At 73.3% G+C, this 21,293-nt stretch carries 21 protein-coding genes; 9 read left to right on the top strand and 12 right to left on the bottom strand.

Annotated features, from left to right (window positions below; all coding sequences use genetic code 11):
- Positions 1-99 precede the first annotated feature (99 nt).
- A complete protein-coding gene (locus tag QQX09_RS11960; protein ID WP_301135027.1) occupies positions 100-1,983 on the top strand; it encodes a family 43 glycosylhydrolase in 1,884 nt (627 codons plus the stop codon).
- On the top strand, positions 1,980-3,272 hold the full coding sequence (locus tag QQX09_RS11955) for a glycoside hydrolase family 43 protein (RefSeq protein WP_301135025.1): 1,293 nt from the start codon (positions 1,980-1,982) through the stop codon (positions 3,270-3,272). The genes QQX09_RS11960 and QQX09_RS11955 overlap by 4 nt, the downstream gene beginning before the upstream one ends.
- Before the next feature lie 3 nt (positions 3,273-3,275).
- On the opposite strand, the gene QQX09_RS11950 is transcribed toward QQX09_RS11955, so the two are convergent.
- From QQX09_RS11950 to QQX09_RS11930, 5 genes are read right to left on the bottom strand one after another with little or no spacing between them, the layout of a single operon-like run.
- The gene (locus QQX09_RS11950) at positions 3,276-3,650 is read right to left on the bottom strand and encodes a SpoIIAA family protein (RefSeq protein ID WP_301135023.1); all 375 of its coding nucleotides are present in this window, start codon (positions 3,648-3,650) and stop codon (positions 3,276-3,278) included.
- A gap of 46 nt (positions 3,651-3,696) precedes the next feature.
- The gene (locus QQX09_RS11945) at positions 3,697-3,987 is read right to left on the bottom strand and encodes a GNAT family N-acetyltransferase (RefSeq protein ID WP_301135021.1); all 291 of its coding nucleotides are present in this window, start codon (positions 3,985-3,987) and stop codon (positions 3,697-3,699) included.
- Positions 3,987-4,688 (bottom strand): CE1759 family FMN reductase, encoded by a 702-nt coding sequence (locus tag QQX09_RS11940; RefSeq protein WP_301135014.1) that lies wholly within the window; start codon positions 4,686-4,688, stop codon positions 3,987-3,989. Before QQX09_RS11940 ends, QQX09_RS11945 begins: the two co-directional genes overlap by 1 nt.
- Positions 4,685-5,173, bottom strand: coding sequence for a MarR family winged helix-turn-helix transcriptional regulator (locus tag QQX09_RS11935; protein WP_301135012.1), 489 nt, complete (start codon positions 5,171-5,173; stop codon positions 4,685-4,687). The genes QQX09_RS11940 and QQX09_RS11935 overlap by 4 nt, the downstream gene beginning before the upstream one ends.
- A 10-nt stretch (positions 5,174-5,183) precedes the next feature.
- Positions 5,184-6,371: a CE1758 family FMN-dependent luciferase-like monooxygenase gene (locus QQX09_RS11930; protein ID WP_301135011.1), complete on the bottom strand. Its 1,188-nt coding sequence runs from the start codon at positions 6,369-6,371 to the stop codon at positions 5,184-5,186.
- Between the two features lie 334 nt (positions 6,372-6,705).
- Here QQX09_RS11930 and QQX09_RS11925 point away from each other — a divergent pair, with 334 nt between their 5' ends.
- Positions 6,706-7,350: an MBL fold metallo-hydrolase gene (locus tag QQX09_RS11925; protein WP_301135009.1), complete on the top strand. Its 645-nt coding sequence runs from the start codon at positions 6,706-6,708 to the stop codon at positions 7,348-7,350.
- Positions 7,351-7,402: 52 nt separating this feature from the next.
- Here the strand turns inward: QQX09_RS11925 and QQX09_RS11920 are convergent, their stop codons facing one another.
- The 4 genes from QQX09_RS11920 to QQX09_RS11905 all read right to left on the bottom strand — a co-directional run bounded on the left by QQX09_RS11920 (position 7,403) and on the right by QQX09_RS11905 (position 13,288).
- Positions 7,403-8,809 carry an alpha/beta hydrolase-fold protein gene (locus QQX09_RS11920; RefSeq protein WP_301135007.1) on the bottom strand — a complete coding sequence of 469 codons (1,407 nt, stop codon included), beginning with the start codon at positions 8,807-8,809 and terminating at the stop codon, positions 7,403-7,405.
- 186 nt (positions 8,810-8,995) lie between these two features.
- Entirely contained in the window at positions 8,996-9,754 is a 759-nt protein-coding gene (locus QQX09_RS11915; protein ID WP_301135006.1) for a fructosamine kinase family protein, read from the bottom strand.
- 35 nt (positions 9,755-9,789) lie between these two features.
- Complete coding sequence (locus tag QQX09_RS11910) at positions 9,790-11,046, bottom strand: MFS transporter (protein ID WP_301135004.1); 1,257 nt, start codon at positions 11,044-11,046, stop codon at positions 9,790-9,792.
- 4 nt (positions 11,047-11,050) lie between these two features.
- Positions 11,051-13,288 carry a glycoside hydrolase family 3 N-terminal domain-containing protein gene (locus QQX09_RS11905; protein ID WP_301135002.1) on the bottom strand — a complete coding sequence of 746 codons (2,238 nt, stop codon included), beginning with the start codon at positions 13,286-13,288 and terminating at the stop codon, positions 11,051-11,053.
- 108 nt (positions 13,289-13,396) lie between these two features.
- On the opposite strand from QQX09_RS11905, the gene QQX09_RS11900 reads away from it, so the two are divergent.
- The 3 genes from QQX09_RS11900 to QQX09_RS11890 all read left to right on the top strand — a co-directional run bounded on the left by QQX09_RS11900 (position 13,397) and on the right by QQX09_RS11890 (position 15,493).
- The gene (locus tag QQX09_RS11900) at positions 13,397-13,978 is read left to right on the top strand and encodes a TetR family transcriptional regulator (protein ID WP_301135000.1); all 582 of its coding nucleotides are present in this window, start codon (positions 13,397-13,399) and stop codon (positions 13,976-13,978) included.
- Positions 13,979-14,154: 176 nt separating this feature from the next.
- Positions 14,155-14,739: a DoxX family protein gene (locus QQX09_RS11895; RefSeq protein WP_301134999.1), complete on the top strand. Its 585-nt coding sequence runs from the start codon at positions 14,155-14,157 to the stop codon at positions 14,737-14,739.
- A 190-nt stretch (positions 14,740-14,929) separates the two neighbouring features.
- Positions 14,930-15,493 (top strand): DoxX family protein, encoded by a 564-nt coding sequence (locus QQX09_RS11890; protein WP_301134996.1) that lies wholly within the window; start codon positions 14,930-14,932, stop codon positions 15,491-15,493.
- A 58-nt stretch (positions 15,494-15,551) separates the two neighbouring features.
- Here QQX09_RS11890 and QQX09_RS11885 read toward each other — a convergent pair whose 3' ends face one another.
- The 3 genes from QQX09_RS11885 to QQX09_RS11875 are packed head-to-tail and all read right to left on the bottom strand — an operon-like array spanning position 15,552 to position 18,558.
- Entirely contained in the window at positions 15,552-16,319 is a 768-nt protein-coding gene (locus tag QQX09_RS11885; protein ID WP_301134994.1) for an SGNH/GDSL hydrolase family protein, read from the bottom strand.
- Positions 16,316-17,440 (bottom strand): glycosyltransferase, encoded by a 1,125-nt coding sequence (locus QQX09_RS11880; RefSeq protein WP_301134991.1) that lies wholly within the window; start codon positions 17,438-17,440, stop codon positions 16,316-16,318. Before QQX09_RS11880 ends, QQX09_RS11885 begins: the two co-directional genes overlap by 4 nt.
- A complete protein-coding gene (locus QQX09_RS11875; RefSeq protein WP_301134988.1) occupies positions 17,437-18,558 on the bottom strand; it encodes a glycosyltransferase family 4 protein in 1,122 nt (373 codons plus the stop codon). The genes QQX09_RS11880 and QQX09_RS11875 overlap by 4 nt, the downstream gene beginning before the upstream one ends.
- Before the next feature lie 126 nt (positions 18,559-18,684).
- Between QQX09_RS11875 and QQX09_RS11870 the strand changes: the two genes are divergently transcribed.
- From QQX09_RS11870 to QQX09_RS11860, 3 genes are all read left to right on the top strand, one after another.
- Positions 18,685-19,314, top strand: a complete 630-nt coding sequence (locus tag QQX09_RS11870) for a copper resistance CopC family protein (RefSeq protein ID WP_301134985.1) — start codon at positions 18,685-18,687, stop codon at positions 19,312-19,314.
- 85 nt (positions 19,315-19,399) lie between these two features.
- Positions 19,400-20,071, top strand: coding sequence for a metal-dependent transcriptional regulator (locus QQX09_RS11865; RefSeq protein ID WP_301134982.1), 672 nt, complete (start codon positions 19,400-19,402; stop codon positions 20,069-20,071).
- Positions 20,071-21,285, top strand: a complete 1,215-nt coding sequence (locus tag QQX09_RS11860) for an MFS transporter (RefSeq protein ID WP_301134979.1) — start codon at positions 20,071-20,073, stop codon at positions 21,283-21,285. The genes QQX09_RS11865 and QQX09_RS11860 overlap by 1 nt, the downstream gene beginning before the upstream one ends.
- The last annotated feature ends 8 nt before the right edge of the window (positions 21,286-21,293 follow it).

The raw sequence follows: 21,293 nt of genomic DNA, 5'->3' as shown, positions 1-21,293 counted from the left end.
TTTGTCCCGCCTCGGTACCCGATGAAAAGCCCCCGGCGGCCCCGCGCGGCGCGCGCCGCGCGCGACGCCCCACCCCGCCCGACTCGAAGGAGAGCGCCCGTGACCGACCCGATGGAGCGCCGTGTCCGCGCCTACCACCGCACGCCCACGACGGCGGCGGAGGCCAACAACGAGGACGTCGCGCTGAGCATGCACCTCGCCCTCGAGGGTCCCGACGGCTTCGCGCCGCTCTTCGACGACTACGGCATCTTCTTCGCCCGGGTCTCGGAGACGCCCGCGGCCGCCGGCACCACCGAGGAGATCCTCCGCTCGCTCGTCGATCCGCACCTGTTCGCGCTGCGCGACGGCGGCTACGGCGTGATCGCCACGCGCGTCGCCCGCGGCGGCGAGCCCGACGGCACCGAGCGCTCGAGCGTCCTCGTCGCCACCTCGCCCGACCTGCTCGCGTACGACGAGATCGGCCTCCTCGACCTCGGCGTCACCGACGGCGTGCATCGTCCCGCCGCCGTCCACGACGCGATGCGCGACGCGTACGTCGTGTCCTGGACGGACGATGCGGGGGTCGCCAGGCACGCGACGGTCGCCGACCTCGCGGACGCGTCGACCGTGGGTGCGGTCGAGGAGGGAGAGGTGCCCGGCCTCGAGCACGGCGCGCCGCTGACCATCCCGGCCGCCATCGCGCGCGGCCTCGAGGTGCGCTTCGGCCCCATCGTCAACACCGGCGCCCGTCCGCTGCCGGCAGTCGAGGTCGCCGCGGGCGCCACGCTGACCGTCGACGCGCTCCCGGCGCGCCTCGAGCTCGACTACAGCGACGGCTCGACCGGCTCGCTCGCGATCGCGTGGGACGCCGACGCCCTCGCCGCGATCGACACCGCGATGCCGGGCACCCACGAGGTCGCCGGCCGCGTCCGCCAGGAGGTCTACCCGACGCCGTTCGCCGACGAGCGCGCCGACCCGAGCGTCTACCGCTTCGACTTCAACGGCGTGCAGAAGTTCCTCATGATCGCGACCAAGGACCTCCACATGGACCCGGTCGCCAACGCCGGCGAGCCGGTCGGCATGCCGATCCGGATGGCCGACCGCATCGAGGACCTCTCGGACGACGCCCTCGAGGCCGGCCGCGTGACCGAGGTCGACCTGCTCGTCCACAGCTCGATCGACGCCGACGGCAACCCCATGACCGGCTGCTTCTGGGCGCCCGAGATCCACCTGATCGACGGCACCCTGTCGATCCTGTTCATGCCCTCGTACGGCGACCCGACCGACATGTGGTCCGGCCGCGCGAGCATCGTGCAGCTGCGCAAGGACGATGCGGGGAACCACCTCGACCCGACCGTGCCCGAGCACTGGACCGCGACCCGCCACGTGCTCTGCGCGGACGGCTCCGCGCTCAACAAGATCCAGGGCATCTCGCTCGACATGACGTACTTCGAGGACTCTGGCACGCACTACTACGCCTGGCAGATGCTGGGTTCGGTGTTCATCGCGACGATGGACCCGGCGGACCCGACGCGCCTCACGAGCGAGCCCGTGCGCATCGTCGCCCCCGAGTACGCGTGGGACAACTTCATCGCGGAGGGCCCCAACGTCCTCGTGCGCGACGGCCGCCTGTGGATGCTGTACTCGGGCTCCACCGTGGGCGACAGCTACACGACCGGCCTCGTCACCGCCACCGCGGGCGAGGGGATCGACCTCACCGACCCGGCCGCATGGACCCGCCTCAACTACCCGATCCAGAAGTCGGGCCCGTTCAACGGCGAGATGCAGCTGGGCACCGGCCACGGCATGTGGTCCGAGGACCAGGACGGCAACCTCCTGTACGTCTTCCACGCCCGCACCGACCACAAGGGGCTGACCGGCCGCGACATGTTCGTGCGCCGCGTCCACTTCGCCGCGGACGGCATGCCGGTGCTCGACATGGAGACCGAGGAGGAGCTCCTGCCCGCGCTGCGCGACGTCGCCGTGACGGTCACCGTCCGATGACCGCCGGCGCCGGGGCCGGCCAGCCCTACGGCTACCTCATGGTCCACTTCCTCGAGGACCCCGAGGGCTACGCGGAGAAGATCTACCTGGACCTGTCCGAGGGCGACGACCCCGAGCGCTGGAACCCGCTCAACGGCGGCGCGCCGATCCTCGCCTCGCACCTCGGCACCACCGGCGCGCGCGACCCGCACCTCACGTTCAACCCGCAGACCGGCACGTACTACATCCTCGCGACGGACCTGCGGGTCTTCGGCGGGGACGATGCGGGTTGGGCCGGGTGGTCGCACGGCTACTCGACGCGCATGAACGTGTGGGAGTCGCGCGACCTGATCACGTGGTCGCCGCTGCGGCAGCTCGACGTCGCGCTCGGGCCCGACGGCGCGCCCGCCGCGGGCGCGCCCGCGATGGGCATGATGTGGGCCGCCGAGACGACCTTCGTGCCGGACCTCCACGGCGAGGACCGGGGCGCGTTCGTCGTCTACTGGACCTCGACCGTCGGCGACCATCAGGTGATCCTGTGGGGCTCCACGACCGACTTCACGCAGGAGACCTTCGCCTTCGGCGGGGTGCTGCTCGACCACGGCGACGACACGATCGACACCACGATGATCCAGCACGGCGGCCGCACGTACCGCGTGACCAAGGACAACGGTGCGACCGCGCGCGGCCTGTTCATGGAGGTCACCGACGCGCCGCGGTGGTGGGAGCCCGAGGCGTCCTGGCGCGAGGTCCAGACGCGCATCGGCGAGGGCTACGCCGCCGGGCACGGCGTCGAGGGCCCCACGATGTTCCGGGCGCACGGCGAGGACCGTTGGTACCTCTACGTCGACGTGATCCCGTCCGTCGGCTACCGGCCCATGGTGTCGACGGACCTCGACGCGGAGACGCCGTGGACGCCGCTCGACAGCGACCGCTTCCACCTGCGCGCGTCCACCAAGCACGGCGGCGTCCTCGGGCTCACCCGGGCGCAGCACGATGCGCTGCGGGCGGCCGATGCGCGGGCCGCCGTGGTCGAGGACCTCGGAACGGTCTCGTCGGTCGAGGCGCTGTCCGCGACCGCGGAGGCATCCCTGCACGGCGGCGGCACCGCATCGTTCCCCGTGGACTGGGCGGCCCCGGACGCCGACGGCGTCGTCGTGGGCACCCTGCGGGGCACGCTCGGCGCGAACCTCGACGCGTGGGCGGGCGAGGGCGGCTCGACCGCGTGGGACGCGCCCGGCAAGGAGCCGTTCAGCTCCACCGCGATCCGCGTGCGCGCGACGGTGGAAGGCGTGGCGGGCGTCGCGTAGCGCTCAGTCCTCGGCGCCGCTCGCCCAGGCGATCGCCTCGGCCTCGTGGCGGCCCGGGAAGATGCGCAGCTCGCCCGGGAAGAGGAACGACATGAGGTGGACGGCCTCGGCGAGCACCTCGTGCTCCGTGACGAGCGCGAAGCGGCCCCACGCGCGGTGCGGGACGCCCTCGAGCCTCGCGTCCTCCCACATCGCCCCGAGCGAGTAGCGCTCGAAGTCGTCGCCGAGCACGTAGACGAGGTTGACGGGTCCGCCCGCCTCGACGGCGGCGTCGATCGCGGGCTCGAGCGCGGCCCGGTAGTCGTCTGCGCTCACCAGGCCGGTGCCGCGGAAGCCGAGCGTGCCGGCGGGAAGGTCGTGGATCTGCTCGATGGGCATGCCTCCATCGTGGCCCGCGCGGGGCCCGCGCGCACGGCGGGCGGCCTCACCCGGCGGGCCAGGCGACCTCCGCGCCGGGGACGTCGTGACGGCGCAGGTAGCGCGCGATGAACGGGCACAGCGGCACGATGGTCTCGCCGCGCGAGGCGGCGTCGGTCAGTGCGGCCTCGGCCAGGGCCGAGCCGAGCCCGCGACCCTCGTAGGCGTCCGCGATCTCGGTGTGCGTGAACACGATGCGTCCCGACCGCAGGCGGAAGTCGGCGAAGCCGGCGAGCTCGCCGTCGACGGCGAGCTCGTAGCGGCCGCGCTCCTCGGACCGTGCGACCTCGGTCGTCATCAGCCCTTCCGCGGGTCGAAGGGGTCGTCCTCGGGGTCGCGCAGCGAGCCGCCGGTCGCGAGCCGCATCATGTCCGAGCCGAGGTCGATGTCGAGCTCGGTGCCGCCGCCGGAGCCGTAGGTGTGCTGGTAGGCGCCCCACGCATCGTCCCGCACGGCCCGCGCGAAGCCGGACTCCATGAGCAGCACCAGCTCGCGCGCCGCGCGGTCGATGCGCGTGCCGAGCGCGGTGTCGGTCCAGTCCTCGGTCGACGCGAAGAGGCTGGTGGGCACGGGCAGCGCCCGCAGGTACGCGAACAGGGCGCGCATCTCCTCGTCGACCACGAGCGCGTGGCGGGCGGTCCCGGCCGTGGCGGCGAGGATGACCGGCTTGCCGATGAGCAGGTCGTTGTCGAGCACCTGGAAGAAGCTGGTGAACAGGCCCGACGCGCCCGCCTTGTAGACCGGGGCGGCGGCGACGACCGCGTCCGCGGCGAGCAGCGCGTCGACGGCCCGCGTGAAGCGGGGGCCGAGCAGCTGGCTCGACAGCGCGGCGGGCAGCTCCTGGAGGAGCTCGCGGAGGTCGATCGTGGTGACGGTGACGGCGTGGCCGCGCTCGCGGGCGAGGGCGGTGACGCGCTGGGTGGCGCGGTCGGCGAGCAGGCGGGTCGACGAGGGGTCGGACACGCCGGCGCTCACGACGACGAGGCGGAAGTCGGTCATGGGGTCTCCTCGGGGAGGTCGTCATCGGTGAGGGAGAGCTTGCGGGAGAGCGACTCGAGGAGGACGAGCTCCTCGTCGCTCAGGCGGGCCGTGAGCGCGGCGGCGACGGATGCGCCGTGCGCGCGGCCCACGCGCCGCTGGATCGCGCGCCCCTCGTCCGTGAGGGAGAGGTGCGCGGCGCGCGCGTCGCTCGGGTCGGCGCATCGTGCCACCAGCCCCCGGTCGACCAGACGGTCGACGAGTCGGGACAGGCCCGGCTGGCTCAGCAGCACGTGGCGACCCAGGTCGCCGAGCCGCTGCGGTGCATCGCACTTCGCGAGCGTGTAGAGGACGTCGTAGTCGCGCATCGACAGGCCGGCCCACACGTCGTCCTCGGTGAAGCGGCGCATGAGGGCGGTGTGGGCGCCCAGCGCGGCCTCCCACGCATCGTTCGCGAGGCGCGTGCGGCCCCGGGACGATGCACGGGACACGGGTGCGGTGGTCACGTCGAGGCTCCTACAGGGTGGGGTAGGAGTCGACCGCGGACTCCGAGTCCTGGTAGGGCGAGCCGCCGGTAACGTTGTCGCCGCGGTTGGCGTTGGGGCGCGGCTGGCGCGGCGCCTGATCGCCGTACTTGGCCTTGACGAGGTCCGCGTGCGACGGCGGGTTCGCGGGGGTCTCCGGGTCGCGGAGCCTGTCGAGCTCGGCGCGCAGGACCGGCACGACGTGCTCGCCCATGAGGTCGAGCTGCTCGAGGACCATCTTGAGCGGCAGGCCCGCGTGGTCGATGAGGAACAGCTGGCGCTGGTAGTCGCCGAAGGCCTCGCGGAAGGTCAGGGTCTTGTCGATGACCTCCTGCGGGCTGCCGACCGACAGCGGCGTCATCTCCTCGAAGTCCTCCATGGTCGGGCCGTGGCCGTAGACGGGGGCCTCGTTGAAGTACGGGCGGAACTGGTCGTGCGCGTCCTGGCTGTTCTTCGCGATGAAGGCCTGGCCGCCGAGGCCGACGACCGCCTGCTTCTGGGTGCCGTGGCCGTAGTGCTCGAAGCGCTGGCGGTAGAAGCGGATGAGGCGCTTGTAGTGCTCCTTGGGCCAGAAGATGTTGTTCGCGAAGTAGCCGTTGCCGTAGAACGCGGCCTGCTCGGCGATCTCGGGGGTGCGGATCGAGCCGTGCCACACGAAGGGCGGGACGTCGTCGAGCGGACGCGGGGTCGAGGTAAAGCCCTGCAGCGCGGTGCGGAACTGGCCCTCGAAGTCGACCACGTCCTCGCGCCACAGGCGGTGGAGCAGGTTGTAGTTCTCGAGCGCGAGCGGCAGGCCCTGGCGGATGTCCTGGCCGAACCAGGGGTAGACGGGCGCGGTGTTGCCGCGGCCGAGCATGAGGTCCATGCGGCCGTGGGTGAGGTGCTGCAGCATCGCGTACTCCTCCGCGAGGCGCACCGGGTCGTTCGTGGTGATGAGCGTCGTCGAGGTGGTGAGCACGAGGCGCTCGGTGAGGGCGCCGATGTGGCTCAGCAGCGTGGTGGGGGACGACGAGAAGAACGGCGGGTTGTGGTGCTCGCCGGTCGCGAAGACGTCGAGGCCCACCTCCTCGGCGTGGACGGCGATCTTGACGATCGCGTCGATGCGCTCCGCCTCGGACGGGGTGTGGCCGGAGACGGGATCGCGGGTGATGTCCGAGACGGACATGATGCCGAACTGCATGGTGGGCCTCCTTCGAGGGCTCTCGCTGGTGTGGCCGGGACGTCCATCCCTGCCGCTGACGCCGATTATATGCGTACGCATGTAATTAACGCGAGTCTCGCTGATGTATTCCCGGGGGTGGGGGCGGGGTGGCCGCGCTCCCGCCCGGTGCGGCAACGTTGCGGGTTCTGGGAGAGGGGCGCGTGGTCTTCGCCCGGAATCCTCCACGTTCGCGCGTGCGTCGTTGACATGCGGCGACCACACCCGCGGGCGACACGCGCCGGCGACACGCGCCGGCGACACGCGCCGCCGATGCGTGCGCCCGGCCCGCCGAGCCGCGTGATTGGCTGGGCGCATGCGCCTCACCAAGCACTCCCACGCCTGCGTCGCCGTCGAGTCGGGCGATGGTCGCCTGCTGGTCGACCCGGGCGTCTACACCCCGGACGCGGCGGCGCTCCTCGCCGGCGCCGATGCCGTGCTGCTCACCCACGAGCACCCGGACCACGTCCACGCCGAGGTGGTCCTGGCCGCGCTCGCGGACCGGCCCGAGCTGGTCGTCTACGGCCCCGAGGCCGTGGTGGGCGGCTGGGTCACGCGCTTCCCCGGCCGGGCCGCCGCCGTGGCGCCCGGGGACGCGTTCGCGGTCGGCGGGATCGACGTGGAGGTTCACGGCGGCACCCACGCTGTGGTGCACGCCGACCTGCCCGTCATCGCCAACGTCGGTTACCTCATCGGCGGACGCGTCTACCACCCGGGTGACTCGTACGCCCCGCCCGGCGTGGATGTCGAGGTGCTGCTCGTGCCGGTGAGCGGGCCGTGGGTGAAGCTCGGTGAGGCCGCCGACTACGTCCGCGCCGTCGCGCCCGCGCGTGCGATCCAGATCCACGACGCGATGCTGTCCGAGATCGGGGCGGCCTCCGTGACGCGCTTCCTCGGTACGGGCGTGCTGTCGCCGATCGACGTCGAGCGCGTCGCGGTGGGGGAGGCCATCGACCTGTAGCGCGCCGAGGGGCGGCGCGGCTGTGCCGCGCCGCCCCTCGGGGTCGCGCGTGTCAGCTCGTCGGCGGCGCCGACGTGGGCGGGAGGAACGCCACGCGGGTCGTGAAGTCCCTGAGCAGCGTGCGCCACACGGACCAGTTGTGGCCGCCGTTGACGAAGTCGGTGCTCACGTGGATGCCGGCATCCGTGAGCAGCCGCACCTCGTTGAGCGGTCCGGTGTGCAGCTGGCGCGTGCCGATGCTGAAGCCGACCGCGTGGATCACGTCCTGCCAGCCGCCGCCGACGAAGATCGACGCCTCCTGCAGGTCGGCGATCTGCTGATCCGACAGCGTGGTGCCCGGGGGCATGCCGGCCGACATCATCCCGTAATAGTCGAACGCGTCGGTGTTGTAGAGCATGAGCTGGTTGGTGCGCATACCGCCCGCCGAGAGCCCCGAGAACGCCCGGTCGGCCGCCTCGGTCGAGACGTTGTAGTGCGCCTCCATGTACGGGAACACGGTCCCGATGAGGTCGGTGCGGAACGCCTCGTTCTCCGTGGAGGCGGGGTAGCCGTTGCCGTTGGGCATCACGACGACCATCGGCTGGACCTCGCCGGACATGATGAGGTTGTCCATGATCGGGGCGAGCGCTCCCTGGGTGCTCCACCCGAGCGCGTCCTCGCCGCCTCCGTGGCTGAGGTACAGCGTCGGGTACGGCTCGGCGCGTCCGGCGTCGTAGCCGGGCGGCGTGTAGACCACCATGTAGTTCTCGTCCACGGGGGAGACGTGGCCGGGCGAGTCGTAGGTGACGAGCTCGAGGGTGCCGCCGTCCGCGACGGGCTCCTGCCAGGACGTGTCGCTCGGGTCGAAGTCCGCGTCGGCGGGCACGTAGATCTGGCTGTTGGGCACGACCGAGCCCGCGGACTCGCCGTCGTCGCCGACGTTCCACGCGAGGTTGGACGGGTCCGCGACGGGCGTGCAGCCGCTCTGGTCCGCCGTCTCGCAGTCGACGTAGTAGGCGTACGTGAAGGTCCCGCCTGGCAGGGGGGTGGTGTACGTCCACACGCCGCTGTTGCCGCGCTCCACCATGTCGACCACGGGCCAGTTCGGGTTGGTCGAGTTCGGCGACGCCAGCGGGAAGTCGCCCGCCTGCCAGTCGGCCGGCATGATCCCCGGGCTCTCGACCACGGGGTCCTCGGGTGTGCCCGCGTACGGGTCGAGCTCGGACGGACGCGCGAAGTACCACTCGCCCTTGATCTGCACGCGCTCGGCGTCCGGGGCGTAGAGCTCGAAGGTGACCTCGTAGCCCGTGGGGGCCTTGCCGGTGTGCTTGATCACGGGCGCGTGCTTGGCCGCGCGGTCGGCGGCCGCTGGGGTGGCGGGCGCGGCGCTCACGGCGCTGGCGCAGGCGACGCCGGCGGCCGCGGCGACGGCGGTGATGGCGGCCCAGCGCGCGCGCCGGTGCCTCGATAGCAGTGACATCGTTGTCTCTCCTGTCCTTGCCAGGGGATTTTTCCTGACAATTGACGCAATTCAATGCGAGAGCCGCCGGGTCTGCAACATTTGGGCTGATGTCGACGGGTTCGACGGGGCGATGGGCGGGCGGGATGCGGCGCTCGGCCGAGTGGTGCGAGCGTGTCCGGGTGAGCCGCGGCGCCGTGGCCTCGCCTACGCGAGCCGCAGCACAGTGTCGGCGGCCTCGGCCAGCGCGATGCCGTACGCGCGTCCGTGCCCGGCGGCGTGCACCGCGAGGGGGTGCAGCTGGTGCAGCGGGACGCGCTCCCGCCACCCCGGGCGAAGCGGCGCGGCCTCGTCGTAGCCCGCCAGCGCATCGTCCAGGTGCGGCAGCCCGAACAGCGCGAGCATCGCGAGGTCGGTCTCGGGGTGCCCGCCATGCGCCGCGGGGTCGATGAGCACCACGCCGTCGGGGGAGAAGAGCACGTTCCCGGCCCACAGGTCGCCGTGGATCCGAGCCGGCGGCGTGTCGTCGTCGAAGGCGCCTGCCTCGAGCAGCGCGCAGGCCCGCTCGACCAGCCGCGCCTCGTCCGCCCGCAGGAAGCCGGCGGCGAGCGCGGGTGCGAGGAAGGGCCGCACGCGTGCCTGCGAGTAGAAGGTGCCCCAGCTGTCGTGTGCGAGCGCGGGCATGCCACGGCTGCCGATGAACAGCGGCCCGTCCCAGCCTTCCGGTCGCGCTCCGAACGCGGGAGCGCCTGCGGCGTGGGTGCGGGCGAGGTCGCGTCCGAAGGTGCGGGCGGCGGCCGCGGTGGGGGCGGCGTGCGTGACCTGCGCGAGGACGATGCGGCCGGGGCGCACGTCCAGCACGCGCGCGATCTGGGCGCCGCCAGCCGCCGCGAGCCAGCGCAGGCCGGCGGCTTCGGCCTCGAAGAAGCCGGCCGGGGCGTGGGGGCTCGCCTTGACGTGGTCCATGAGGCCTCAGTGTCCCGGCAGCGGTGGTGGGGGCGCTAGGAGGAGGACTGAGCGTCCCGGACCGCGGGGTGCGGCTCCTTGCGGGTGGCCATCGCCCCGGCGAGGACCACGACGAGCACGCCGAAGACCGGCACGAGCGTGAGCCCCACGCGCAGCGAGGTCGCGTCGGCGATAGCGCCGACCACCGGCGGGGACAGCAGGAATGCCACGCGCAGCAGCCACGACAGCACGGTGAGCCCGGTGCCGGTGCGCAGGCCGGGGAGCTCGTCGGCGGCGTGCATCGCGCCGGGGATCAGCGTCGCGACGCCGAAGCCGGCGGCGCCGAACCCCACGATGGTGCCCCACGGCGATGGGAAGGCGAGGGCGAGACCCATGCCGACCGCGACGAGCGCGCCGCCCCAGCGCGCGACCGTGCGCTGGCCCCAGCGGTCGACCATGCCGTCGCCGAGCAGGCGGCCGATGAACTGGCAGCCCTGCATCGCGACGAAGGCGAGCGCGGCGAGCGTGGCGCCGGCCGCCAGCTCGTCGCGCATGTAGCTCGCCGACCACGTGGAGGCGGCGTCCTCGGCCCAGCCGCCCGCGATCGCGATGACGGTGAGGGCCAGCAGCAGCCCCCACGTGCGGAGCGGGACGTGGCGCAGCGGCAGGTGCTGCGGGTGGGGCATGGGCGTCTCGTCGGCGCCCTCCTCGCCCGCGTGGGCCGGCTCGGGCCCGGCGAGCAGGAGCGGGTACGCGACGGCGTTCGCGGCGATCACGATGACGAGGCCGAGCGCGAACTGCCACGGCACCGCGACGCCGAGCCCGGCGGCGAGGCCGCCGATGAGGCCGCCCGAGACGGCGCCGATGGACCACAGCGCGTGGAACGAGTTGAGGATCGACCGCCGGTAGAGGCGCTGCACGCGGAGGCCGTGCGCGTTCTGTGCGACGTCGACCCACGCGTCGGTGGCGCCGACGACGAACAGCGCCGCGCCGAACGTCCACACGTTGGGGGCGAGCCCCGCCGCGAGCATCGCCGTCGCCGAGACCACCATGGCGACCGTCGCGACGCGCGACGAGCGGAACCGGCGGATCATCGCGGCCGCGAGCAGCCCGAGCGCGAGGGCGCCGATGGACCACATCGCCATGGCGACGCCGAGCGCGCCGTACGAGATGCCGAGCTGGTCGCGCAGCTCCGGGACGCGCGGCGCGAAGCCGCCGAGCACGATGCCGTTGGTGAAGAAGATCAACGAGACGCCGACTCGTGCGCGCCTGAGGTGGGGCGCGACGGCGGCGCTCCCGGGGGCGCGCGTCATGGCCTCACGCTACCGAGAGGTCGGCGACCAGGAGGTCGTCGAGGCGCGACGTCGGGCCGACGAGCACCTGGAACGCGCCCGGCTCGACCACGCGCTCGCCGCGGGCGTTCACGATCGAGCAGTCCGCGACCGGGATCCGCACCGTCGCGTCGGCGGAGGCGCCCGGCCCGATCGCGACCTGCGCCATGCCCTTGAGCTCGCGGTCGGCCCATGTCGCGGACGTGGTGACGTCCCGCGCGTAGGCCTGCACGGTCTCGAGCACGGGCCGGTCGCCCGTGTTCGTCACGGTGACGGTCGCCTCGATGGTGTCGTCGAGGCTCAGGGTGGACGATGCGAGGCGCAGGTCCGCGTACGCCACCGACGAGTACGAGAGCCCGTCGCCGAAGACCCAGCGCGGCTCCTGCGTGAGGTCCGCGTAGCGGTAGCCGTGCTGCGCGTCGATCTGGTTGTAGAACGTCGGCTGCTGGCCCACGTGCCGCGGCCACGAGATCGGCAGGCGGCCGCTCGGCTCGATCGCGCCGAGCAGCATCTCGGCCAGGGCGCGGCCGCCCGCCATGCCCGGGTTCGCCGCCCAGACCACCGCGGCGGCGCGGTCCGCCGACGGCGGCAGCACGTGCGGCTTCGACGCGAGCACCACCAGCACCACCGGGGTGCCCGTCCCGACGAGCGCGTCGAGCAGCGCGACCTGGCCGCCGAGCAGCTCGAGCGTCGCCGTGGACTTGCCCTCGCCCACGAGCTCGATGCGGTCGCCGAGCACGGCGACCACCGCATCGGCCCCGCGCGCCGCCTCGACGGCCTCCGCGATCATCGCCGGGTCCGGCTCGACGGGGAAGGCGATGTGCGGGCGCGGTTGACCGTCGGGGAAGTAGGCGCCCTTGGGATCGGGGCCGGTGGTGATGATCTCCGCTCCCTTCGCGTACGTCACCTCGGAGCCCTCGGGCGCGAGTGCCCGCAGCCCGTCGAGGATCGTCGTGGTGAGCTCGCGCGGGTGGCCCTCCATGAGCCAGTCGGCCTGGCCGGACGCCCCGGCCCAGTCGCCCAGCTGCGTGTGCGCATCGTCCGCGTTGGGCCCCACGACCGCGAGCCGGAGCGGGCGGTCCGCGGGCAGCGGCAGGGTGCCGTCGTTCTCGAGCAGCACCAGCGAGCGGCGCGCGACCTCGAGGTTGAGGGCACGATGCGCGGGCTGGGCGACCACCTCGTGCTGGAGGTCGACGTCGGGCAGGCGGGGGTCCTCGAACAGGCCGAGGTCGAACTTGAGGGTGAGGATGCGGGCGACCGCCTCGTCGATGCGCGCCTCGTCGAGCAGCCCCTGCGCGACCGCGGCCTGCGCGCCCTCGAAGAAGGCGGGCGTGGTCATGATCATGTCGTTGCCGGCGTTGACCGCGGCGGCGGAGGCCTGCGCGTAGTCGGGGAAGAGGCGCTGCTCGCGGACGAGGTTGCCCACGTTGTCCCAGTCGGTGATGAGGGTGCCGGTGTAGCCCCACTCGCCGCGCAGCACGTCGTCGAGGAGCCACTCGTTGATGGTGATGGGGATGCCGTCGGTGGACTGGTAGCCGAGCATGAACGTGCCGCAACCCGCGCGCGCCATCCGCTCGAACGGGGGCAGGTACCAGGAGCGCAGCTTGCGGCGCGAGATGTCGGCCTCCGACGCGTCGCGGCCGCCCTGGGTCTCGGAGTAGCCGGCGAAGTGCTTGGCGGTCGCAAGGATCGCCGTGCGGTCGCCGAGCCCCTCGCCCTGGTAGCCGCGCACCATCGCGGCGCCGAGCTCGCCCAGCAGGTACGGGTCCTCGCCGAACGTCTCGGACACGCGGCCCCAACGCAGGTCGCGGGCGATGCACAGCACGGGGGAGAAGGTCCAGTGGATGCCGGTGGCGGCGACCTCGACCGCGGTGGCGCGCGCGACGCGCTCGAGCAGCGCGGGGTCGAAGGTGGCGGCCATGCCGAGCTGGGTCGGGTAGATCTCGGCGCCCTTGAAGAACGAGTGGCCGTGGATGCAGTCCTCGCCGATGAGCAGCGGGATCCGCAGGCGGGTCTGCTCGACGAGGGCGTGAGCCTGCGCGAGGCGGTCGGGAGAGGCATGGAGGATCGACCCGACGTGGAGCTCCTCGATGAGGTGCGGCACGCCGTCGTAGGTGTGCATCTGCATCATCTGCCCGACCTTCTCGGGCAACGTCATGCGTGCGAGGAGGTCGGCGACGCGCGCCTCGGTGGGCTGCGCGGGGTCCAGGTAGAGGTCGGTCACGTCGGGTCCTTCCACACGGCGACGGGTGGGCTCTGGCGAGCCGATCTACCACATGGTAAAAAGAGAGTCGAAACGTTGCAAGTCGATTCGGGACGAGGCGAGGTGGGCATGAGCGGGCACGAGCTCACCGACCGCGGCGCGGGCACGCGCGCGCTCATCCTCGACACCGCGCTCGCGGCCTTCGCCGAGTCCGGCTACCGCGGCACCTCCGTCCGCGACATCGCGACGCGCTGCGGTCTCACGCACCCCGCGCTGCTCTACCACTTCCCGACCAAGGCGGACCTGCTCATGGCGGTGCTGCGCCGGCGCGACGACGCCGAGGGTCGCGCCGCGGGCTTCGCGGATCTCCGCGGCGCCGCGCTCCTCGACCACCTCGTCGCCACCGCGCGGCTGAATGCCGGGCGGCCCGGTGTCGTCGAGCTCTACGCGACCCTGTCCGCCGAGGCGACCGACCCGGGCCATCCCGCGCACGCGTACTTCGTCGACCGCTACGCGAACCTGCGGGCCTCGGTGGCGCGCGCCTACGCCGAGGTCGCGCACGACGGCGGGCTGCGGCCGGGGATCGACCCGGCGACCGCCGCGCGGCAGCTCGTCGCGCTCATGGACGGCCTCCAGATCCAGTGGCTGCTCGACCCCTCGCTCGACATGGCGGAGGCGATCGAGGCGCACGTCGGCGCGCAGCTCGCGTAGGCGCGCGAGGCGCCGCGGCGGGCGCATCCGCGGCGCCTCGTCGCGCGCATCCTGTTGATTCGTCACCCACCTGGGACCGAGGTCCCTAGCAGGGTGGATGCGCCGCTTCTAGGTTCGTGTCAGGCGCTATCCCCAGCGCTCAGGGCCCACAAGGTCCGCGACAAAGGAGAATGACAATGGCAGTCAACTCGGAGGTCGCGGGCACCGCGACCGCAACCGGCAGCAGGTTCGGCTACGCGATGCTCAGCGTGACCAGGATCGCGCTCGGCTTCTACTTCCTGTGGGCCTTCCTCGACAAGTTCCTGGGCCTCGGACGCTCGACCTGCTCGATCAAGGACGACGCGGGCGTCATCACGGGCACCGACTACCTGTGCGACAGCGCATGGATCAACGGCGGTCACATCACGGAGGGCTACCTCGTCTACGGCGGCAACCCGACCAGCCCGTTCCACGACTTCTTCGTGAACCTCGGCGCCGAGCGCTGGACCGACTGGCCGTTCATGCTCGGCCTCCTCGGCGTGGGCCTCGCCCTCATGCTCGGCATCGGCACCAAGGTCGCAGCCTGGTCGGGCAGCCTCATGCTGCTGTTCATGTACCTGACGCAGATGTGGCCCACCACCAACCCGATCCTCGACGACCACCTCATCTACATCCTCGCGATCTTCGGCATCGTGTGGGTCGAGCTGAGCCGTCAGTCGATCGGCCTCGGCAGCTGGTGGAGGTCCCTCGGGATCGTCAAGAAGAACGCCTGGCTGGTCTAGCCGGCAGTTCTCACGGGGCCCCGCGCATACCGCGCGGGGCCCCGTTTCCTTTTCGCTCCCACACGCGTGTTTTCGTCCGGTTCCAGCGATGATGCGGCAACGGGCGTAGCGTGGGGGTACGGACAACGGTGTCCGCGGGGCCTCGTGCCTCGGAACGCATCGCATCGCACCGCATCCCCGGGAGGCAATGATGAGCAGCACCGAACCGACCACCACCAGTCGCAGCACGTTCGGCTGGGTCATGCTGAGCGTGACGCGCATCGCGCTCGGCTTCTACTTCCTCTGGGCCTTCTTGGACAAGTTCCTGGGCCTCGGCTACTCGACGTGTCGCACCACGAACGAGGACGGCAGCTTCAGCATCGACAGCATGTGCGACAGCGCCTGGATCAACGGCGGCGCCATCACCGAGGGCTACCTGGTCTACGGCGGCAACGTCAACAGCCCGTTCAACTCCTTCTTCGTGGACCTCGGCGGTCAGCGGTGGACGGACTGGCCCTTCATGCTCGGCCTGCTGGGCGTGGGCCTCGCGCTGATGCTCGGCATCGGCACGAAGGTGGGCGCGTGGGCCGCGACCGCGATGCTGGTCATGATGTACCTCACGCAGATGTGGCCGTCGACGAACCCGTTCCTCGACGAGCACCTCATCTACGCCCTGGCGGCCCTGGGCATCGTGTACGTCGAGCTCGAGCACCAGTCGATCGGCCTCGGCCGATGGTGGCGAGGTCTCGTCGGCGAGAAGAGCTGGCTGGTCTAGCAGCGATCACGCACGAGGGGCGGGGCCGCGGGGCCTCGCCCCTCTCGCGTGCCACCGCTCAGGCGCCCGCGCGGGCGACGCGCCGCTCCTCGCGCAGCTCGCGCGCGATCACCATGGTCACCTGCGGGATGAGGTCGCGGCTGCGCTTGACCGCCCAGGGCACGCCGTTGACGGCGAGCCACGCCGCCACCGCCACCCTGCCCGGCGGGGCGGGCGGCGCGGGGATCGCGGCCCGTTGAGGCCAGCGGCCGGCGAGCGCCTCGACCGCGGCGCCCGCGAGCGCGCGGTGGCCCTGGGGCGAGGGATGGATCCGGTCGATGTGCCACGCGCGCCGTCCCAGCGAGGCCAGCAGCGTCGCGCCGTCGACGACCGACACCTCGGTCCGCGCGGCCGCCCGTGCGATCGCGCCGTTCGCGAGGCCCACGCGTCGCGCCATCGCGTCCGCCACCCGGGCCGGCGCCAGGTCGAACAGCCCGATGCGGTCGAGCGAGACCGTGACGAGCGTCCGGTCGGGGCGCGCGAGGCGGTCGATCGCATCGCCGAGCGCCCGCTCGACCTCGGCGGGCGAGAAGTCGCCGCGCAGCACGTCGTTGCCGCCCACGGTGAGCAGGACCACGTCCGGCCGCAGCGCGCTCGCCGCCGCGACCTGCGCGGCGAGCATGTCGCGGGCCCGCACGCCGTTCGCGGCGAGGTTCGTGAAGGACGATGCGCCGAGCGCCCGGGCGGCATGCGCGGCCCACCCGACGTCGCCGCGCGAGTGCTGAACGCCGTCGCCCACGCCGAGCGTGATCGAGTCGCCGAGCGCCACCACCCGCGGGCCGGTCATCGCGCGCCCGCCAGCGCCCGCGCGTGGAGCGCCCGCATCCGCGCCACCGTGGCCTCCCACGGGAAGCGCACGGCCCGCGCCCGCGCCGCGAGGCGTTTGTCGCGGCCGTCGCGCGCGAGCATCGCCTCGATCGCGTCCGCGAAGGCCTCGGGTGTGCCCGCGGCGGCGAGGCCGGCCTCGCCGACCACCTCCGGCAGCGCCGAGGCGGCGTTCACCACCACCGGGGTGCCGGACGCGAGCGCCTCGAGCGCCGCGAGCCCGAAGGTCTCGATCGGGCCGGGCGCGATCACGACGTCGGCGGACGCGAGCAGCGAGGCGAACTCCGCACGGTCGGAGACGAAGCCGACCAGCTCGACCGGCAGCCCCGACGCCGCGCGTCGCAGCGGTCGGGCGAGCGGTCCCGCGCCGGCCACGACGAGCCGCACGGGCCGGCCGCGCGCGGCGAGGACCCGCACGGCGTCGATCGCGAGCCCGGGACGCTTCTCGCGGGACAGGCGGGAGGCGAGGACGAGCAGCGGGACCTCGTCGGGCGCGTGGCGACGGCGCGTGCGCGCGCTCGCGAAGCGCGGGTGGAAGCGGTCGAGGTCGACGCCGAGCGGCACGGTCTCGACGCGCGCGCCGACCGCGGTCAGCTCCGCGCCCGCGTACGCCGTGGTCGCGACGATCGTCTCGAAGCGCGCGGCGATCCGCTCCGTGTGGGCCCGCGCGAGCCGCTCGACCCTGCGCGGAGCGGCGCCGCGCAGCGCGGAGGCGAGGACGCCGTCGACGCGCTCGTGCGCCACGAAGGCCGCCGCGATCCCACGCCCGCGCGCCCACGGGCCCAGGCCCGCGAGCGTGGTGCGGTCGGAGACCTCGAGGGCGTCGGGGCGGAAGGCCTCGAGCGCATCGGTCACCGCGCCGAGCCTGGTGATCGCCCGGTAGCCGCCGGTGCCCGGGACGAGCGGGCTGTGGAGCGTGACGACGCGCCCGTGCGGTGCGACGTGCTCGCGGTCCTCGTCGCCGGGGACGATGAGCAGGACGTCGTCGCCGGCGTCCACATAGCCCCGCCCGAGCGCGTGGAGCGCGGTCCGCAGCCCGCCCGAGCGCGGGCCGTAGAAGTTCGCGACCTGGGCGATCCTCATGGCGCCACCGCCCTCTCCGCGATCGCCCGTGCGTAGTGCGCGGTCAGCGCCCCGCACACGCGCGGCCAGGTCCGGCCCTCGACCGAGACGCGCGCGTGCGCGCCCTGGAGCAGCCGCATGTCCTCGTTCTCGACGAGCGCCGCGACCGCCTCGGCCATGTGGTCGAGGCGGCCGGGGGTGTAGAGGAAGCCGTTCGAGCCGTGGTCGATCAGGTCGATCGGCCCGCCGCGCCGCGGCGCCACCACCGGCACCCCCGAGGCGAGCGCCTCCTGGATCGACTGCCCGAAGGTCTCGAGCTCGCCGGGGTGGACCATGACGTCGAGGCTCGCGACGGCGCGCGCGAGCTCGCCGCCGCCGAGGAAGCCGGCGAACTCGGCACCCGGCAGCGCGCGGCGCAGGCGCGGTCCCTCCGGGCCTTCGCCGATGACGACCAGCCGCACCCCGGGCAGGTCCGCCAGCACCGCGAGGTCGTCGACACGCTTCTCGGGTGCGAGGCGGCCCACATAGCCGACCACCACCTCGCCGCGCGGCGACCATCGTGCCCGCAGCGCATCGTCCCGATGCGCGGGGTTGAAGCGCACGGTGTCGACCCCGCGGGGCCACAGCCGCAGCCGGTCGACGCCGAGGTCCTCGAGCTGGCGCATCGCGGCGGTCGACGGCGCGAGCGTGAGGTCGGCGGCGCGGTGGATGTTGCGCACGCGCGCCCACAGCAGCGGCTCGCCCCACGGCGCACGGTACGAGGCCGCGTAGGACGGCACATCGGTCTGGTAGATCGCGACCGTCGGGAGGCCCAGGTCCGCCGCGGCGCGCACCGCCGCCCAGCCGAGCATGAACGGCGAGGCGAGGTGGACCACGTCGGGGCGGACGTCCTCGAGGATGCGGGCGACGCCGCGCACGGTCGACAGGGCGACGCGCACGTCCTTGTAGCCGGGCCAGCCCACGGCCGGCACGTGGATGATGGGGGCGCCCGCGACGGACTCCGGCGCACCGGGGGCCTCGGGGGCGATGACGACCGCCTCGTCGCCGCGGGCGGCGAGGTGGTCGAGGACTCGCAGCAGCGAGTGGGTGACGCCGTTCGTGTGCGGCAGGAACGACTCTGCGACCAGCGCGACCTTCACGCTCGTCAGTCTTGGAGCCGCGTGCGAACCGTCGGTTGCCTCGCGCTTGATGTCGCGTGACCATCGGGTGACCATCGGGTGAAGCCTGCGCGCGGGGGCCCCGGCCGTGCGTGCGAGACTGGCGGCATGCCCCGCATCGTCCCTCGGTTCCTTGCCGCCCTCGCGGCGGTGGCCGGCGCGCTCGTGCTCGCCGGCGCGCCCGCGTCCGCGCATACCGCGCTTGTGTCGTCGACGCCCGCCGCGGGGGAGACGGTCACCGCGCTGGCCGAGGTGTCGCTCGAGTTCACCGAGCAGCTGCTCGACATCGGCAACGAGCTCGCGATGGTGGCTCCCGACGGCACGCGCACCGTGCTCGCGATCGTCGAGCCGGTGACGGAGACCATCACGGCGGCCGTGCCGGACGATGCGCTGGGCGCCGGGGAGAACGTCCTGCGCTACCGCGTGGTCGCCGGTGACGGCCACCCGATCGAGGGCGAGGTCGCCTTCACGTACGCGCCGCCGGTCGAGGCGACGCCGAGCGCCTCGGCGAGCCCGACGCCGAGCGCCTCCGCCTCGCCGTCCGCGTCGGCGGTGGTGCTCCCGACCACGAGCCCGACGCCGCACGTCACCGTGTACGAGGAGGTCGGGCCCAACCCCGCCGTGTACGTCATCATCGGCGCGGTCGCCGCGGGTGCGCTCGCGCTCACGATCGCGCTCCGGGGTCGCGGGAACGGCGGCGGCGCCGGCGGCGACGCCGCGGGCGGGCCGCAGGCGTGAGGCGGGTGCGGACGCGTCGGCACGCCTCGCTACCGTGTCCCGTGGGACACGGCGCGGCCCGCACGGGCGCCCGGGGGAGGACGCGATGACCGAGGTGGAGCTGACGGCGACCGCGCAGGACTACGTCAAGGTGGTGTGGAGCGCGACCGAATGGTCCGACGAGCCCGTCACCACGAAGCGGCTCGCGGAGCGGCTCGGCGTGTCCGCCCCGACGGTGTCGGAGAACGTCCGCAAGCTCGTCGCCGCCGGCCTCCTCGACCACCGCCCCTACGGCGCGATCACGCTGACGGCGCAGGGGGAGCGGCGCGCGCTCGAGATGGTCCGCCGGCACCGGCTCATCGAGACGTTCCTCGTGACCCAGCTGGGCTACGGCTGGGACGAGGTCCACGACGAGGCCGAGGTGCTCGAGCACGCGTGCTCGGCGCGCATGATCGACGCGATCGACGCGATGCTCGGCCACCCGACGCGCGACCCTCACGGGGACCCCATCCCGAGCGCCAGCGGGCGCATCGACACCGTCGACGGCACCAACCTCGCGGTGGCCGCGGCGGGGGCATGGACAGTGGCGCGGCTGTCGGACGCCGATCCGGGCGTCCTGCGGGACCTGGCGACCCTAGGATTGACCGTGGACGCCTCGATCCGGGTGCTCGGCCCCGATGGCTCCGGCGGGATCCGTGTGGAGACCGCGGAGGCGACCGCTATCGTCGTCCCGCCCGCCACCGCGACCGCGGTGTGGCTCGTCACGCAAGGCCCCTGATGACTTCGCTTCCCCCGGCCTCCGAGGCCGGAACCCCGCGCTGGCTCCTGCCGCGCACCGCGCATGCCGCGCACCCCGCGCTCGTGCTGGCCGGCTTCGTGGTCGCCGGCTTCGCGATCAGCCTCTCCCAGGGCGGCTCGTCCGGGGTCATCCAGGACCAGGTCCGCGACCTCGACGCCTCGGTCGACATGATCGGGTGGACCATCGTCGCGTACGCGCTCGGCGTCGTGGTGGGCGCGCCGCTCATCATGGTCGGCCTCGCGGCGTGGAACCGGCGCCGGCTGCTGCTCACCATGTCGGCGGTCTTCGTCGCGACCTCCGTCCTCACCGCGCTCGCGCCGACCGTCGAGACGCTGTTCGTCGCGCGCCTGCTGGCCGGCCTGCCCCACGGGGCGCTGCTCGGGTCGGCGGCGTACGTGGGCGTGCTCGCGCTGGGCGTCGAACGGCGCGGCCAGGTGATCGCGACCATCATGTACGGGCTCACCGCAGCCATCGTCGTGGGCGTGCCCGCGATGCAGTGGATCTCGGAGCGGTCCGGGTGGCGCCTCGCGTTCTGGATCGTCGCCGCCGTGGGCCTCGCCGGCTTCGTGCTGATGTGGGCCTTCGTCCCGTCGGTGCCGGGCACGCACGGCGCCGGCTTCCGCACCGAGCTCGCCGCGCTGCGCGGGCGCGTGCTGTGGACCGCGATCCTCACGGTCACGGTCGGCTTCGCGGGCCTGGGCGCGGTGCAGTCGTACATGGTGCCGCTGCTCGAGGACACCAACGGCTTCGCGCCGGGCACCGTCACGGTGGTGCTCGCGCTGTTCGGCCTGGGCATGACCGCGGGCGCCTACGTGGGCGGCAGGCTCACCGACCGCTCGGTGCTGCTCACCTCGCGCGTGGGCGTCATCGGCGTCGCCGCGATGCTGCTGCTGCTCGGCCTGGTGGGGGGCAGCGGCTGGCCGGTCGTGGTGGCACTCGTGCTGCTCGGCGTGTTCATCCAGACGTTCTCGCAGGGCGCGCAGGCCCACCTCATGGACGCGACGCACACGTCGCCGTCGCTCGGCGCCGCGATCTCGCACTCCGCCCTCAACGCCGCCACGGTGGTCGGCACGGGCCTCGGCGCGATCGTCATCGGCGCCGGCCTCGGCTATGTCGCTCCGGCCTGGGTGGCGCTCGTGCTGGCCCTCGTCGCGGTCGTGCTCGTCTTCGTCGGCCCCGGCTACCGCCGGTGACCGGTCCC

The sequence above is a fragment of the Demequina litoralis genome, from assembly GCF_030418455.1.
Taxonomy (GTDB): domain Bacteria; phylum Actinomycetota; class Actinomycetes; order Actinomycetales; family Demequinaceae; genus Demequina; species Demequina litoralis.
Note: the sequence above shows the minus strand (reverse complement) of the source record. Positions and strands in the feature narration are given on the sequence as shown.